We start from the raw sequence: 14,750 nt of genomic DNA on the forward strand, positions 1-14,750 counted from the left end.
CACAATTCTATCAGGAGCCGCTGGGCACGCACCCTTGTGCAGGGTGGGAAACATGAGGGAACAAATGAAAACGCCCCGCTGATGCGGGCGTTTTCAATAAAACTGGCGGAGTGGACGGGACTCGCCCACGTCCCGCGGGCCGCTGCTGCGCTTGCAAGCGCAGCCCTTCGATTCCCGCCGGAAGCCGCGCAGGCGGCTTCCTCCACTCCGCATCAATGAAAAACGCCCGCTAATGCGGGCGTTTCCTTAAAACTGGCGGAGTGGACGGGACTCGAACCCGCGACCCCCGGCGTGACAGGCCGGTATTCTAACCGACTGAACTACCACTCCTGTGTCGGTGCTTGCTGCCGGCAATGCACATGTCCTTGCGATGGAGAGTGGTGGGTGCTGAGGACGCCTTGCAAGGGAATCAAATTTCCTTACAAATCATAAGCCTACAACGCCTGCCAACCTTCCCTTGCCGACCGTGCCCTGCTGCAAGAGGCCGAACTATAGCTTGTGTTCATCATCTGCGCAATACCCGGATGACTCAATCTTGTACCCTCGGCTGCCAATTCCGCCCTGCACGCTCAGGCGCACATGCGCGCCTGGAGCGCCATCAGTTCGTGCTTGACGACCTTGCCCGTGGCATTGGTCGGCAGGGCCGCCATGAAGGCCACGGAACGCGGCACCTTATAGTTTGCCAGGCGGGCTTTGCACCATTCCAGCAATGCCTCCCCGCTCATGCTCTCGCCTTCGCGCAACACCACGAAGGCGCGGCCAACCTCGCCCAGGCGCGCATCGGGTACGCCGACCACCGCGACCTGCGCCACCGCCGGATGCGTGCCAATCAGGTGCTCGATCTCCGCGGGATAGCAGTTGAAGCCGCCCACGATGAACATGTCCTTGAGCCGGCCGGTGATACACAGGTTTCCGGCGGCGTCGACGCTGCCGATGTCGCCTGTATGCAGCCACCCCGCGGCGTCGATGGCCTCGCGTGTGGCGGCCTCGTCGTCGAAGTACCCACGCATGACGTTGTAGCCGCGGATCCACACTTCGCCCGCTTCACCGGCGGCGACGTCGTTTCCTTCAGCGTCTACGCAGCGAATCTCCACACCGGCGAGCGCACGCCCGCTCGTGTTGGCGATAGTCTGCAGCGCGTCGCCGAGCCGGCAGACCGTCGCCAGGCCGCAGCACTCGGTCAGTCCGTAAGCAGTGAGCACCACGTCAAAACCAAGCACCTTGCGCATGCGCCGGATCAGCTCTGGCGCGATCGACGCCGCCCCCGTGACCGCAACGCGCAGCGATGACAAGTCGTATGCATCCAGCCGCGGATGGGCAAGCAAGCTCAGGTAGAGCGTGGGCGAGCCGGGCAGGAAGCTGACGCGGTACCGCTCGATGCGAGCGAGCACGGTTTCGGCGTCGAACTGCGCCAGCGGCAGGATGGTGGCGCCGCGAAGCAGTGCCGCGAGCCAGCCGGCCTTGTAGCCGAAGGCATGGAAGAAGGGATTGATGATCAGGTAACGGTCGCCGGGGCGCAGGCCGACGATGCCCGACCAGTCGGAGAAGGCGCGCAGATTCTGCCCGTGTGTGGTGATCACGCCCTTGGGCCGCCCCGTGGTGCCGGATGTGTAAAGCAGGTCGGACGGACTGTCCGGTGTCAGCGCGGCGATGCGCGCGTCAAGCATGGCCTCGGGTGTGTCTTCGGCGCGGGCGAGGAAAGCCTCCCAAGACAAAGCGCCTTTGCGTTCGCCGCGCAGAATGACGCGGTGGCGCAAGGCCGGCAGCGCATGCCCACGCAGCATCTCGGGATAATCGACGCCAAGGAATTCGCCGATGCAGATCAGCGCCCGCGCACCGCTACGCCCGAGAATATCGGCAGCCTCCCCGCCCTTGAGCCGGGTGTTAAGCGGTACCAGCACGCCGCCGGCCATCTGGATGCCGAGCGCTGCGACGATCCACTCGTGCAGGTTAGGCGCCCAGATGGCAACGCGCTCGCCGGGCGCTACGCCCAGCGCCATCAGCGCACGCCCAGCGACTCGCGCCGTCTCGTGCAGCGCGCCATAGCGCAAGGACCGGCCGTCTTCCTCGATGGCTACCGCATCCGGGCGCAGCCGCGCCGTGTGTGCCACGGCATTGGGTATGGTTGAAATCGGTGCGAGGCAGTCGCTCACGGTTGCAAGCCTCCCTGGGGAAGGATCTGGCCACTCGCGGCAAGCTCCGCGGCGGCCGGGTAGTCGGTGTAGCCATGCGCTCCCGGCGTATACAGCAGCGTGCGGTCGAACGCGGCCAGCGGCGCACCGTGCCGCAGGCGCGCAGGCAGGTCGGGATTGGCGATGAAATGGCGGGCGAACGAAACCGCCTCGCCGACGCCGCCGGACACTGCACGCGCGGCGCTCGCGCCGTCGAAACCGTCATTGACGATAACCGCACCGCCGAAATGCCGACGGGCCAGCGCAAATGCATCGAGCGCAGGATCCGGCGAGCGGCTCACGTGCAGGTAGGCCAGCCCGATCGGCGCCACGGCATCGAGCAGCGCGCTGTACGTGGCGGCGGGGTCGTCATCGTGCATGTCGTTATACGGGTTGCCGGGACAGATACGCAGACCCACGCGCCCCGCCCCGATCGCCCCGGCGATGGCCTCGAGCGTCTCCACGACGAAGCGCAGCCGCGCCATCAGCGAACCGCCATAGCCGTCGGTGCGCTGATTGGTGCAAGGAAGCAGAAATTGCATGGGTAGATAGCCGCTGCTGCAATGCAGCTCGACGCCGTCAAATCCGGCGGCCAGCGCATTGACGGCGGCCTGGCGGTACTCCTCGATCACGGTGGTGACTTCATGTGCCGCCAGCGCACGGGGCATCTCCATCCCGACCAGGCCGTGGCCGTCGGCATAGATGGTGCCGCGCGCGCGGATCGCCGACGGCGCCACCGTCTGGGCGTCTGGCGCCTTGTTATGGCGCGTCGCCACGCGCCCGACGTGCATCAGCTGCAGCACCATCGCCGCGCCCAGGCTGCGCACGGAACCTGACACGTCGCGCCAGGCGTCGATCTGCGCGGTGGTCTCGATGCCCGGCGTGCGGCAGTACCCTTTGCCATGCCGGCTAGGGTAAGTGCCCTCCGCAATAATCAGCCCGGCGCCCGCGCGCTGGGCGTAGTAGGCCTGGTGCAGGCCGGTGGGCAGGTCGCCCGCGCCGGCGCGGCTGCGCGTCATCGGCGCCATCACGATGCGATTGGCGAGTGCAATGTCGCCGAGCTGCAGTGGCTCAAACAGGCTGGCGCTCATCTTGATGATCCCTTGATCGGTTTCGGCATGGCGTCAGCGCGTGCGGACCTTGGGGAGTGCCGAACCGCGACGCATCGTCTCGAGAAAGCGATCCAGCGGTACCGGCTCGGCGACGCCGGGCAGCGCTTCATTCGGCTTGGCGTTCCAGAACGCCTTCCACGAGGGCCATAGTGCATGCCAGGAACCCTCGTAGGGCTCGCGGCCCGGCCAGCGCATCTTCTTGTCGCCGATGGGCGGCTTGTTGAGGTCGCTCGCGTAGAGATAGCATGGCAGCCGTCGCCGGAAATACCAGCGGCCGTCGATGCGCTCGTAGTCGTCCCAGTAGAGCATTTGCATGATGACCCATTCCGGGCCGGTCTCGTGCTCGTTCTTCGAATACACCACGCCGCTCGCATGGTCCGCATCCTGGAACTCGATGATGTGTCCGCCGATGTGGTGCGAGGTCACCGTGAACTGGTTGCGCAGGGTCTCGTCTATCCAGCGCCGCAGGTGCTCGCGGCCCACCTGGTCCTTGCCCACCGCCACGTCCTCGGGAAACAGGCTGGTCCAGGCATCGAGGTCGCGCATGTCGAGCGCCAGCGCATACTTGGCCGGCAGCATGCGGATTTCGTTGACCGACTCGAGTCGATCGAGTCGGGCCTGCATCGATTCCATGTCTGATGTCACTTGCCTCTCCTTGCTCATTCAGTGGGGTGCGCTCAGCTTGCCTGCGGCGCGGCGCGCCGCTCGGCTGACGTCTCCGACACATAGTCGGTTGCGCCCACGTCGAGCCGGCAGGTCTTGCCGCCATCGACTACCAGGCTCTGCCCGGTGATATACGAAGCCTCGTCCGAGGCCAGGAACAGGATGGCGCCAGCCACCTCGTGCGGTTCGCCCACGCGCCCCAGCGGCACCGCGCGTGCGGTACCGCGGGCGACCTCCTCGCTGGCAAGCGCTTCGCGCGTGCCCTCGCTCCAGACCACCCCGGGAATCACCACGTTGACGCGCACGTTGTGGGCTGCGCCCTCGAGCGCCACGGCGCGGCTGAAGTTGAGCACGCCCGCCTTGGCCGCGCCATAGGCCGACAATCCCGGACTGCCAAGCAGGCCCGCCACCGAACCCAGGTTGACGATGGCACCGCCGCCGGCCGCCTTCATCACGCGCAGCGCCGCGCGCGTGCCGAAGAAGGCGACGTCCAGGCTACCGGTCAGGCATTGCCGCCAGGCTTGCGTGCTGACCTCGTCGAGCACGCCCCAGGTATAGTTGACCGCGTTATTGACCATGACATGCAGGCCGCCGAACTGTGCGACGGTCTGGGCCACCGCCCGCTCCACGTCCGCCTCGTTGGTGACATCGGCCTGAATCCACGCAGCCTCGCCGCCGCGCGACCGGATCTCCTCGGCCACGGCGCGCAGCGGCGCCTCGCGCCGCCCGCACAGCATCACCCTCGCCCCTTCGGCCGCGAAGCGCGCCGCCGTGGCGGCGCCGATCCCCGTGCCAGCGCCACTGATCAGCGCCACCTTGTCCTGCAAACGTCCCGTTACTCGCATGCTGCTCTCCCTGTTATCCTTCGATCGAGGCAGGACAACGACCCGAACGCGTCGCCGTCGCGCCTGCGCCGTTAAATCATTGCCATGCCGCCGCTGACCGACAGCGTCTGGCCCGTCATCTGCATGCCGTCTCCGCTCACCAGGAACAGTGCCGCCGCCGCGATCTCTTCCGGCTCGGCCATGCGCCCCAGCGGGATCGCGCGCTCCAGGCTGCGCGCCCATTCCTCGCTGATGGACTGCATCATCGGCGTGCGCGTGGGCCCCGGGCAGATCGCGTTGACGCGGATGCCGCGCGGGCCCAGGTCGCGCGCCAGGCAGCGGGTGAGGCCGAGCACGGCCGCTTTTGACGCGCAATAGCTGAGAGGCCCTTCGCCGCTCAGCGCCGAGACGCTGGCGATATTGACAATGGCGCCGCCCACCCCCGCGCGCGTCATCAGCCGCACCGCCTCGCGCGAGCAGTAAAACGTGCCGTTGAGATTTACATCCACCACGCGCTGCCAGCCGGCATCGTTGAGGTCGACGATCATGTCGGTATAGACCGTGGGAGTCTCGCCGGCTGCCAGCTGCCGCCCGCGCTCGGCCGCGCGCACCTGGTAGTGCTCGAAGCCGTCTCCCGGCACCTGGCCGATGCCTGCGTTGTTGACCAGGATGTCGAGCCGCCCCCAGCGCATCGCGACCTCCTCGTGCAGCCGCCCCACCGCCGCACTGTCCGCGACGTCGCAGCCACGCGCCATGCCGTGCGCCTCGCCGCCGATCGTGTCGAGCGTCGCTTGCGCGGCGCCGTCGTCGCGGTCCACCACGACCACCGCCGCACCCTCGGCCGCAAAGCGCTCGGCCATGGCCCGCCCCATGCCGGACCCGGCGCCGGTGACCAGTGCCACTTTTCCTTCCAGTCGCATGACGCTCTCCTTCATCAGATCAGGTGCAGCTTGCTCGCCGCCTCCGGCGGCACGGCATCGAGCGTGCGCCAGGTGCCGTCGCGCCGCTCGAAGACCTTCTTGCGGTCAAGGTCAGCGGGCAGGTCGGCTACATCGGTGTAGAACTGGCGGTACCACTCGCGTAGCTGATAGACCGGACCGTCGGCGTCGCTGAGCACGGGCCGGTCGACGCGGATCTTGTTGTGCCAGATCTCCACGTCCTGGAAGAAGGAGGCTTGCGCCTGCTCTACATACGCCTGCGCCATCTCCTGGTTCTGTTCCTCCGACTGCCCCGGCACCTTCTTGACCATGACGCCGTAGCGCAGCTCAAAGCTCTGCGAGTCGATCGGCACGTGGCAATTGAGCAGGATGGTGTCAAGGGGCTTGCCGTCCACCTCCGCCGTCATGCGCGTTACGTGGTAGGCGGGCCCGAAGTACGCGCTGTCCGCAACCAGACCCCGGCCAAGTAACTCGCTCTCCTCGCCGCGGAACATCTGGTAGCCGATGTGGCGGTCGAACGTATTGCAGAAATAGACGGCTGGTGAGCCGTGCACCGGCCCGAAATGGGCGACGTCCGCCAGGTTATCGACAAGCTCCCGGCAATGGGTGCCGATCACCATCTTGCGGATCGTCCACCCGGTCCACTCACCGGTGAAGCACGCGCTGATGCGCGGTACCGCCACCGCGGGCGGCGGCGGCGCGCTCTCGGGATCGTGCCAGATGAACAGCAGGTGGTTCTGCTCGCAGACAGACCACGCACGTGTGCGCGCCTTGGGCGGAATGCGGCTGGCGCACGGCACATGCTCGCACGCGCCGTCGCCATTCCAGTGCCAGCCATGAAAGCGGCACACGATGGCGTTGCCCTTCACTTCGCCGAGAGCCAGGTCCGCGCCCATGTGCGGGCACCACGCATCGAGGATGCGGATGCCCCCGTCCTCGCCGGTGAACGCGACCAGGCGCGTACCGAAGATGTCGAGCCGATGTGGCTTGCCGTCCTTGTAGTCCGAAGCTTGCCCAAGGCAATGCCAACCGCGGGCGTAGCGGGTGGGCTGCGGGGCTGTCTGCAGGAACTGCTGCGCTTCCATGTCTCCTCCGTGGTGACTGTTTGCTCATGGCCTTATTCTTCTGGCCGGGCCACTTCACGGGCATGGTCCTGACGGACTAGATTCAACCGTTTCTGGAGCGACATGGAGCGTCCGTGCGCGAATCTAGTCTGTTGGGACTATTTCCCTCCGCACGACAGGCGTCCCCCGCACGGCGCCCGGGGAAAACACCCACTACCAGCGCATGGAGAAGCAGATACTATCTCCAGCCGATCGCCGGTCGCCGACGGCCGGACTGGCGCAATGCCCCGGCCGCATTGCGCCGCAGATTTGAGAGAGCACCGATGACAAGCCTTCAATGGATCGACGCACAGCTACCTGGCCGGCCCGCACTCGGCATTGACGAGATCAGCGATCTGATCGGGCTGGTGTACGACGGCCCGCTGCTTGATATCCCATGGCAGTCGCTGCTGGATGCGCTGCGACACCTGCTGGCCGCCAACTACGTGACCCTGGTGCTACGCCCGCCGTCCAATACGTCGCCGGGGCTGATGATCACTTCCAGCGCGGTGGATACCACCGTCGGAACGGGCGCCTACGCACAGCACTTCTATGCCATCGACCCTTTCGTCAACCTGCCCAACGCACAAGTCCTGACCGTGCATGAATTGATTGGCGAGGCCAGGTGGTTAGAGAGCGAGATCTATCGATTCTTCAACAAGCCCTACGACGTGCTTGAAATCATGGGCGTAGACATCCGCGCCGAGCATGGTGTGGAGTGCCGCTTGCGAATCTGCCGCCCACATGGCAGCGACCGCTTCTCCGAGGCCGACAAGGCGCTGTGCCGGCGCATCGTGCCGCACCTGGAGCGCGCGGTACGTATCCACGCCAACCTCAACACGACCGAGTCGGAGCGGCGCTTCTACGCCGGCACGGTAGACAGGTTGCTGATCGGCTCGGTGATCCTGGACGACACCGGCCAGGTCCTTACCACAAATGGCATGGCCGACGCCTTGCTGGCGGAAAAGGATGGTCTGGTGGTTTGCAACGGCCAGTTGATGGCCGACTCGGCGCAGGAAAACCGCAAGCTGCAGGCCCTGGTCCGCCAGGCCATCGCCTTGCGAGACTCGGAGCAGCCCGGCATCCCGCTCGGGCTGTCGGTGCCGCGCAAGGGCGACCGCGCCCGGCTGGGACTGCTGGTGCGTTCCATCGCCTCGCAGAAGTGGTCCGAGCGTCCGCGCCAGCCCGCGGTGGCGGTCTTTATCCGCGACCCCGATCAAAAGGCACTGGGGTCGGCCGAACTACTGCGCAATATGTTCGATTTCACCCGGACGGAGGCGTCGCTCGTACTGTTGCTGACCCAGGGCCGGTCACTGGACGAAGCGGCGCAGGAACTCGACATCCGCCGCAATACCGCGCGCGCGCATTTGCGTGCCGTGTTCTCCAAGACTGGGGTGACCCGCCAGGCGGCGCTGGTACAAACCGTCCTGCACAGCATCATTCCGCTCGATTGAGGTGAATACGACGTGCCGACGCCACTCAGCGAGCTGACGGCACGATGAGCAGACGCATCGCCCCGGCCGCAGGGTGCCATGGCGGAAAATCGTCTCGGGCGCGGTTGTTTTGGTCCATTTGGACTATGTCGCATCCTGCGTGACAGGAAACAATGCGCATATCAGCCGCGTCTACCGCGGCTGCGCCAACAACATGACATCCGGGAGAGACATCCAGTGACGATCCAACACCCTGCCACCGGCGATTTTTGCGTGGCCCTCAACACGCCGGCCAGTGCGGTCGTGGTTACCGGTGGCGCGTCCGGCATTGGCGAGGCTTGTGCGGCGGCCTTGGCCGCGGCAAACCGGCCGGTCGCCATCTGGGATATCCAGGAGGACAAGGCGCGTGCCGTCGCCGCGGCGCTCGCCGAACGTTATGACGTGCCCACCTTCGGGCTCGGCATCGACCTGCGCGCCCCCGCCGGCCTGGAACACGCGCTGGTCCGCACCCGCGCCGCCCTGCCGGCGCTGGGCGGCATGGTGCATGCTGCCGGCGTGGTGGACCAGAGCGGGATCGACGGCCTTACACAGGCGCGCTGGGACGCGGTGCTTGATGTCAACCTGCGCGCCATGGCCCTGCTGGTGCAAGCCATGCTGCCTGACCTGCGCGCGCAACCCGGCGCGGCAGTCGTCGGCATCGCGTCGATCAATGCCACGCTGGGCAACGCCCTGATTCCGGCTTACTCCGCCTCCAAGGGCGGCCTGCTCTCGCTGGTGCGCTCGCTCGCGGACAGCCTGGGCCGCGACGGCATCCGCATCAACGCCGTCTCTCCCGGACAGATCCACACACCGATGCTTCAACCTGCCATCGATGCCCTGCCCGAAGGCACCTTCGAGCGACGCATCCAGCTGGGCCGCCTCGGCACCCCCGCGGAGATCGGGCGAGTGGTCCGTTTCCTTCTGTCGGACGAGGCCAGCTACGTCACCGGCACCGAGCTCATCGTCGACGGCGGCAACATTCCTTCGCAGCGCTGAATCGGAGCGCCCTGTCCTGTGGCTGCTGGGCCGTTCTCATACTGGGTCGCCATCCTCCGGCCGGACGTCCAGCCCTGGTTCTTCCGTCAGCCTTTCGACGCTCGAGGCTCACCGCGGGACGCCCTATGCAGTCCTGGCCCGTTCTGCAAGCAGCTTCAGCAGCCGTGCTTCGTCGGCACGCAGGCGGCTGACGATGGCGACGCGCGCGCAGTCCTGCAATCCGTCGTCGATGAAGGCCTCGATCACCGCCGGATGGACATAGCACTTGCGGCACACCGCCACGGTGTTGCGCAGGCGCTGGGCCACTGACTTGATGACCCCGGCCACGCACTTCCTGCGCGCTGCTTCGCCGTCCGCGCCGGCCGCGCGCAGCAGCGCGAGCGCATGCACGCTGCCCGCCCAGGTGCGGAAGTCCTTGGCAGTGAAGTCGCCGCCGGTCGCCTGTTGCAGGTAGGCGTTGACGTCGGCGGATCCGACCTCGCGGATCTCGCCGTCGCTGTCGCGATACTTGAACAGGCACTGGCCTGGCAGGTCGGCACAATTGCGCACGATGCGGGCCAGGCGCGGATCGTTGACCGATACGTCGTGGGTGATGCCGCTCTTGCCAGTGAACTGGAAACGCAGCCGGCTGCCGCGCACGGTGACATGGCGGCGGCGCAGCGTGGTGAGGCCGTAGGTGCGGTTCTGCCTCGCATATTGCGGACTACCCACGCGCACAAGCGTGGCGTCGAGCAGTTGCACCACCGCCGCGACCACTTTTTCGCGCGGCATGCCGTTGCGGCGCAGGTCGCGCGCGACGCGCGCCCGCAAGCGGGGCAGTACGCTGCCGAAGGCCGGCAACCGCGCGTATTTGTCCGAATCGCGCTGCGCGCTCCACTCAGGGTGGTAGACATACTGCTTGCGGCCGCGCGCATCGCGCCCGGTCGCCTGCAGGTGGCCCGCAGGGTTCGCACAGATCCACACTTCCTCGTAGGCAGGAGGAATCGCCAGCGCAGCAATGCGTGCCAGCGTGGCGGCATCGTCCACGCGTTTGCCGTTGGCGTCGATGTAGGCAAAGCCGCCGCCCTGACGGCGGCGCCCGATGCCCGGCATACTGTCATCGACATAACGCAACCCGGCCTCGCGCAATACCGTACGCAACGCTTTGTCGGCACCATTAGTCGGGAGGGCACTATCCAAGGCTGGGTCTCTTTCCGGGGCTGCCAGCGCGCCGTCCGGGTCTTCCGGCGCTTTATGCGTGCGGGCCACAGTGGCCTTGCCCGCGCTGCGCCTGTTCGTGGTAATGGCAAATGCGAGCCAGCGCCCAGTCGGCAGCGGCTTCGCGTACGGCGTTACGCGTCCCCGGAAAGCGCCGCGTTTCCGTGAACGCGGCAATACCCCCGGTGCTCCGCAGCACATCACGCGCCGCATGGCCGTGGCGGCGGAACACCCAGGCAAAGCACTGCGTACCCGCCGGGATATCGCCATCGCCGCCATCATCGGCGACGCCGGTGTTGGCGATCGCGAGGTCGGCGCCGGTCATCTCCATGGCGCCCAGCGCCATCGCCAGCGAGACCGCCTCGCTGGTCAGTCCGTGTTGCCTGATGGTCTCAGGCGGCACGTGCAGCAACTGTTCCTTGGCCGAGGGCGAATACGCCACGATGGCGCAGTGCAAGACATCTCCGCAACCCGGCACCTCGGCGATGCGCGAGGCGATCAGCCCCGCGGTACAGGACTCCGCCGTGACCACATGCAAATGGTGGCGCAGCAAATAGCGCGCAATGCTGCCGTTGTCGCTGCCGTTTTCCCCAAGCGTCATCGCTGCGCCTCCGACGCCTGCACAGACACTCCGTTGCTGCGCGAGACAGCATGCGTGGCCGGTGCTGCGGGTACGCGGCCGTCGCCGCCGCGGCCCTTCACGAACGTCACCTTGCCGTCGCGCTCCAGCACCACCCGGGTAAGGTCGTCGAAGCTGTCGGTCTGAAGTGTCGCACGCAGGTTGGCCTTGAGGTCTTCCTCGGTCAGCATTGCGTGGCTCACGCGCTCCCGGTCCAGTTCCCCCTCGCGCAGCAGGTCCAGCGCGTGGCCGCCAGTGGCGCGGTCGAATGCCGGAGAACGGCTCGACAGCCAGCCCACCACCCGGTGCAGAAGCACCAATGCCAGCCCGGCGGAAAACGCCACCGCGAACGAAGTGGCCCCGACCACGGCGCGCGACAACACCGCGCCCAGCAGCAACATGATGCACAGGTCGAACGATGTCTTTTGCGCGAAGGCCCGCCTGCCGGCCAACCGCAGCATCGCCCAGGTGCCGACGAAGATGATGGCGGCACGCACGGCGCCTTGCCACCACGCCAGGTCGTCACCTTCGCCCACGAGCTTGCGCATCGCATCGACGATCACTTCCACGCTGTCCATGTCGGCGTCCGCAGTCGATTTTCTGACTGGTTCCGCAAGTTCCGCGCCAGGCTCACGACACTGGGCCGTGCTGCCGTGCACGTCCCATATGCGCTCATTCGCGCGGGAATGCGGGGAAATCGTACGTGCAGTGCCGGGCCAGGCCTGAAAAAACTGCGCAGAGCGCTCGCAACATCGGGAGCGAATAGCGCTTATCTGTGGGACGCCGGAAAACACCGGCCGGGAGCGCCATGCCGAGCAACGGCGGAACAGCAATTTAGCGCGCGGCTCGGCCGGAGGGAGATGGAAATACCAACAAAAAAGGACTTAGATCGCTCTAAGTCCTTGATTTTGTTAGTCAAGCGTGGTGGGTGCTGAGGGGTTCGAACCCCCGACCTACGCCTTGTAAGGGCGCCGCTCTACCAACTGAGCTAAGCACCCGCTCGACCATCACAGGCTGGCTGCCTGCAACTTGCTGATCGCTCCACACCTCGCGGCAGTTGCCGTGGTTTGCGTTGCGAGGGCGCAAGTGTAATACAGGTGATTTCAGTTTGCCAAGACCTGTGCGCGCAAAAAAACGCCGCCGGGCATCGCTGCCCCGCGGCGTTTCGTTCATGCGGCCAAAGCTGTGTCAGTGATGCAGACGCTCAACCTTGGCCGTGGCCTTGTCCGCCACTTCGGCGGGCTTGGCATCTTCTTCAGGCAACGCCTCGGGCTTGCGCTCGAGCGCCAGTTCCAGCACCTTGTCGATCCAGCGGACCGGCACGATCTCGATGGCGTTCTTCACGTTGTCGGGGATCTCGGCCAGATCCTTGACGTTTTCCTCCGGGATCAGCACCAGCTTGATGCCGCCCCGGTGGGCCGCCAGCAGCTTCTCCTTGAGGCCCCCGATCGGCAGCACCTCGCCGCGCAGCGTGATCTCGCCGGTCATGGCGACATCCGCGCGCACCGGGATGCCGGTCAGCACCGACACCAGCGCCGTGGTCATGGCACCGCCTGCGGACGGGCCGTCCTTGGGCGTGGCGCCTTCAGGCACGTGGATGTGGATGTCGCGCTTCTCGAACATCTCATCCGTGATACCCAGGCGGCGTGCCCGCGAACGCACCACCGAACGTGCGGCCTCGACCGACTCCTTCATCACATCGCCCAGCGAACCGGTACGCGTGATGTTGCCCTTGCCCGGCATGATCGCGGCTTCGATGGTCAGCAGATCGCCGCCCACCTCGGTCCACGCCAGACCGGTGACCTGGCCAACCTGGTTTTCCTTGCCGGCCAGGCCGAAATCGTACTTGCGCACGCCGAGGAATTTGTCCAGGTTCTCGGAATCGACCTTGATCGTGCCCGACTCCTTCTTCAGCAGCAGCAGCTTGACCACCTTGCGCGCGATCTTGGAGACCTCGCGTTCCAGCGAACGCACCCCCGCTTCACGCGTGTAGTAGCGGATGATGTCGCGGATCGCGCTTTCGGCAACCTCGATCTCGCCTGCCTTCAGACCGTTGTTCTTGATCTGCTTGGGCAACAGGTAGCGCTGCGCGATATTGACCTTCTCGTCCTCGGTGTAACCCGACAGGCGGATCACTTCCATACGGTCGAGCAGCGGCGGCGGGATGTTGAGCGAGTTCGACGTCGCCACGAACATCACGTCGGACAGATCGAAGTCCACTTCGATGTAGTGGTCCTGGAACGTGTGGTTCTGTTCCGGGTCCAGCACCTCGAGCAGCGCCGACGACGGATCGCCGCGGAAATCCATGCCCATCTTGTCGATCTCGTCGAGCAGGAAGAGCGGATTGCGCACGCCGACCTTGGACAGGCTCTGCAGGATCTTGCCCGGCATCGAGCCGATATAGGTCCTGCGGTGGCCGCGGATTTCGGCCTCGTCACGCACGCCGCCCAGTGCCATGCGCACGAACTTGCGGTTCGTCGCGCGCGCCACCGACTGGCCGAGGGAGGTCTTGCCCACGCCGGGAGGCCCGACCAGGCAGAGGATAGGTGCCTTCACCTTGTCCACGCGCTGTTGCACCGCGAGGTACTCGAGAATGCGTTCCTTGACCTTCTCCAGGCCGTAGTGGTCTTCATCCAGCACGCGCTCGGCGTTGGCGAGGTCGTTGTTGACCTTGCTCTTCTTGCGCCACGGCAGGTTCACCAGCGTGTCGATGTAGTTGCGCACGACGGTGGCTTCGGCCGACATCGGCGACATCAGCTTGAGCTTCTTGAATTCGGCGTCGGCCTTCTTCTTGGCTTCCTTCGGCATCCGCGCAGCCTTGATGCGCTTGTCGAGTTCTTCCAGGTCGGCGCCTTCTTCGCCCTCGCCGAGTTCCTTCTGGATGGCCTTGACCTGCTCGTTCAGGTAGTACTCGCGCTGGCTCTTCTCCATCTGGCGCTTGACGCGGCCACGGATGCGCTTTTCAACCTGGAGGATGTCGATCTCGCCCTCGAGCTGCGACAGCAGGCTTTCCAGGCGTTCGGTCACATTGACCATCTCCAGGATCTTCTGCTTCTGCTCGAGCTTGATCGGCAGGTGCGCGGCGATGGTGTCCGCCAGGCGGCCTGCCTCGTCGATGCCCGACAGCGAGGTCAGGATCTCGGGCGGGATCTTCTTGTTGAGCTTCACGTACTGGTCGAACTGCGACACGATCGCGCGGCGCAGGGCCTCGGTCTCGGCGCTTTCGCCAGGTGCGGGCGGCACGGGCACGGCTTCGCACATAAAGTGCGCATCGTCCTCGCTCACCTCGCGGATATTCGCGCGCTGGGTACCCTCGACCAGCACCTTCACGGTACCGTCGGGCAGTTTCAGCATTTGCAGGATATTGGCGATGCAGCCGACCTCATACAGGTCGTCGGCGGTCGGCTCGTCCTTGGCCGCCGTCTTCTGGGCCACGAGCATGATGCTCTTGCCCGCCTCCATCGCAGTCTCAAGCGCCTTGATGGACTTCGGGCGTCCCACGAACAGCGGGATCACCATGTGCGGAAACACCACCACGTCGCGCAGCGGCAACAGTGGGAGGCGAATCGGCTCGGCCGGGAGGAGTTGTGTTCCGGACATCATTTTCCCCAAGTCAGTCATTTAAGGCGTAAATTGGGCCGCCCGAATCGATTAC

General features: G+C 65.9%; 12 protein-coding genes and 2 tRNA genes. 2 read left to right on the forward strand and 12 right to left on the reverse strand.

Annotated elements, in window-relative coordinates:
* Positions 1-253: 253 nt before the first annotated feature.
* From C265_RS00425 to C265_RS00455, 7 genes are all read right to left on the reverse strand, one after another.
* Positions 254-330, reverse strand: a tRNA-Asp gene (locus tag C265_RS00425).
* Positions 331-569: 239 nt separating this feature from the next.
* A complete protein-coding gene (locus C265_RS00430) occupies positions 570-2,153 on the reverse strand; it encodes a FadD3 family acyl-CoA ligase (RefSeq protein WP_010810075.1) in 1,584 nt (527 codons plus the stop codon).
* Entirely contained in the window at positions 2,150-3,262 is a 1,113-nt protein-coding gene (locus tag C265_RS00435) for an alkene reductase (protein WP_010810076.1), read from the reverse strand. The genes C265_RS00430 and C265_RS00435 overlap by 4 nt, the downstream gene beginning before the upstream one ends.
* A 33-nt stretch (positions 3,263-3,295) precedes the next feature.
* Positions 3,296-3,916: a nuclear transport factor 2 family protein gene (locus C265_RS00440; protein WP_010810077.1), complete on the reverse strand. Its 621-nt coding sequence runs from the start codon at positions 3,914-3,916 to the stop codon at positions 3,296-3,298.
* Positions 3,917-3,960: 44 nt separating this feature from the next.
* Positions 3,961-4,791, reverse strand: coding sequence for an SDR family NAD(P)-dependent oxidoreductase (locus tag C265_RS00445; protein WP_037023307.1), 831 nt, complete (start codon positions 4,789-4,791; stop codon positions 3,961-3,963).
* Positions 4,792-4,862: 71 nt separating this feature from the next.
* Positions 4,863-5,690 (reverse strand): SDR family NAD(P)-dependent oxidoreductase, encoded by an 828-nt coding sequence (locus tag C265_RS00450; RefSeq protein WP_010810079.1) that lies wholly within the window; start codon positions 5,688-5,690, stop codon positions 4,863-4,865.
* A 14-nt stretch (positions 5,691-5,704) separates the two neighbouring features.
* Positions 5,705-6,793, reverse strand: coding sequence for a Rieske 2Fe-2S domain-containing protein (locus C265_RS00455; protein WP_010810080.1), 1,089 nt, complete (start codon positions 6,791-6,793; stop codon positions 5,705-5,707).
* Between the two features lie 302 nt (positions 6,794-7,095).
* Here C265_RS00455 and C265_RS00460 point away from each other — a divergent pair, with 302 nt between their 5' ends.
* Both C265_RS00460 and C265_RS00465 read left to right on the forward strand, forming a co-directional pair.
* On the forward strand, positions 7,096-8,265 hold the full coding sequence (locus C265_RS00460) for a helix-turn-helix transcriptional regulator (RefSeq protein WP_010810081.1): 1,170 nt from the start codon (positions 7,096-7,098) through the stop codon (positions 8,263-8,265).
* A 216-nt stretch (positions 8,266-8,481) separates the two neighbouring features.
* Positions 8,482-9,279 (forward strand): SDR family NAD(P)-dependent oxidoreductase, encoded by a 798-nt coding sequence (locus C265_RS00465; RefSeq protein WP_010810082.1) that lies wholly within the window; start codon positions 8,482-8,484, stop codon positions 9,277-9,279.
* A 123-nt stretch (positions 9,280-9,402) separates the two neighbouring features.
* Here C265_RS00465 and C265_RS00470 read toward each other — a convergent pair whose 3' ends face one another.
* The 5 genes from C265_RS00470 to lon all read right to left on the reverse strand — a co-directional run bounded on the left by C265_RS00470 (position 9,403) and on the right by lon (position 14,695).
* Positions 9,403-10,458 (reverse strand): DNA topoisomerase IB, encoded by a 1,056-nt coding sequence (locus C265_RS00470; RefSeq protein ID WP_052181574.1) that lies wholly within the window; start codon positions 10,456-10,458, stop codon positions 9,403-9,405.
* A 52-nt stretch (positions 10,459-10,510) separates the two neighbouring features.
* Positions 10,511-11,077 (reverse strand): CinA family protein, encoded by a 567-nt coding sequence (locus C265_RS00475; RefSeq protein ID WP_010810084.1) that lies wholly within the window; start codon positions 11,075-11,077, stop codon positions 10,511-10,513.
* The gene (locus C265_RS00480; RefSeq protein WP_010810085.1) at positions 11,074-11,673 is read right to left on the reverse strand and encodes a DUF421 domain-containing protein; all 600 of its coding nucleotides are present in this window, start codon (positions 11,671-11,673) and stop codon (positions 11,074-11,076) included. The genes C265_RS00475 and C265_RS00480 overlap by 4 nt, the downstream gene beginning before the upstream one ends.
* Positions 11,674-12,017: 344 nt before the next feature.
* Positions 12,018-12,093, reverse strand: a tRNA-Val gene (locus C265_RS00485).
* A 190-nt stretch (positions 12,094-12,283) separates the two neighbouring features.
* A complete protein-coding gene (gene lon / locus C265_RS00490) occupies positions 12,284-14,695 on the reverse strand; it encodes an endopeptidase La (protein WP_010810086.1) in 2,412 nt (803 codons plus the stop codon).
* Positions 14,696-14,750: the final 55 nt, after the last annotated feature.

This window comes from Cupriavidus sp. GA3-3 (assembly GCF_000389805.1).
Lineage (GTDB): Bacteria > Pseudomonadota > Gammaproteobacteria > Burkholderiales > Burkholderiaceae > Cupriavidus > Cupriavidus necator_D.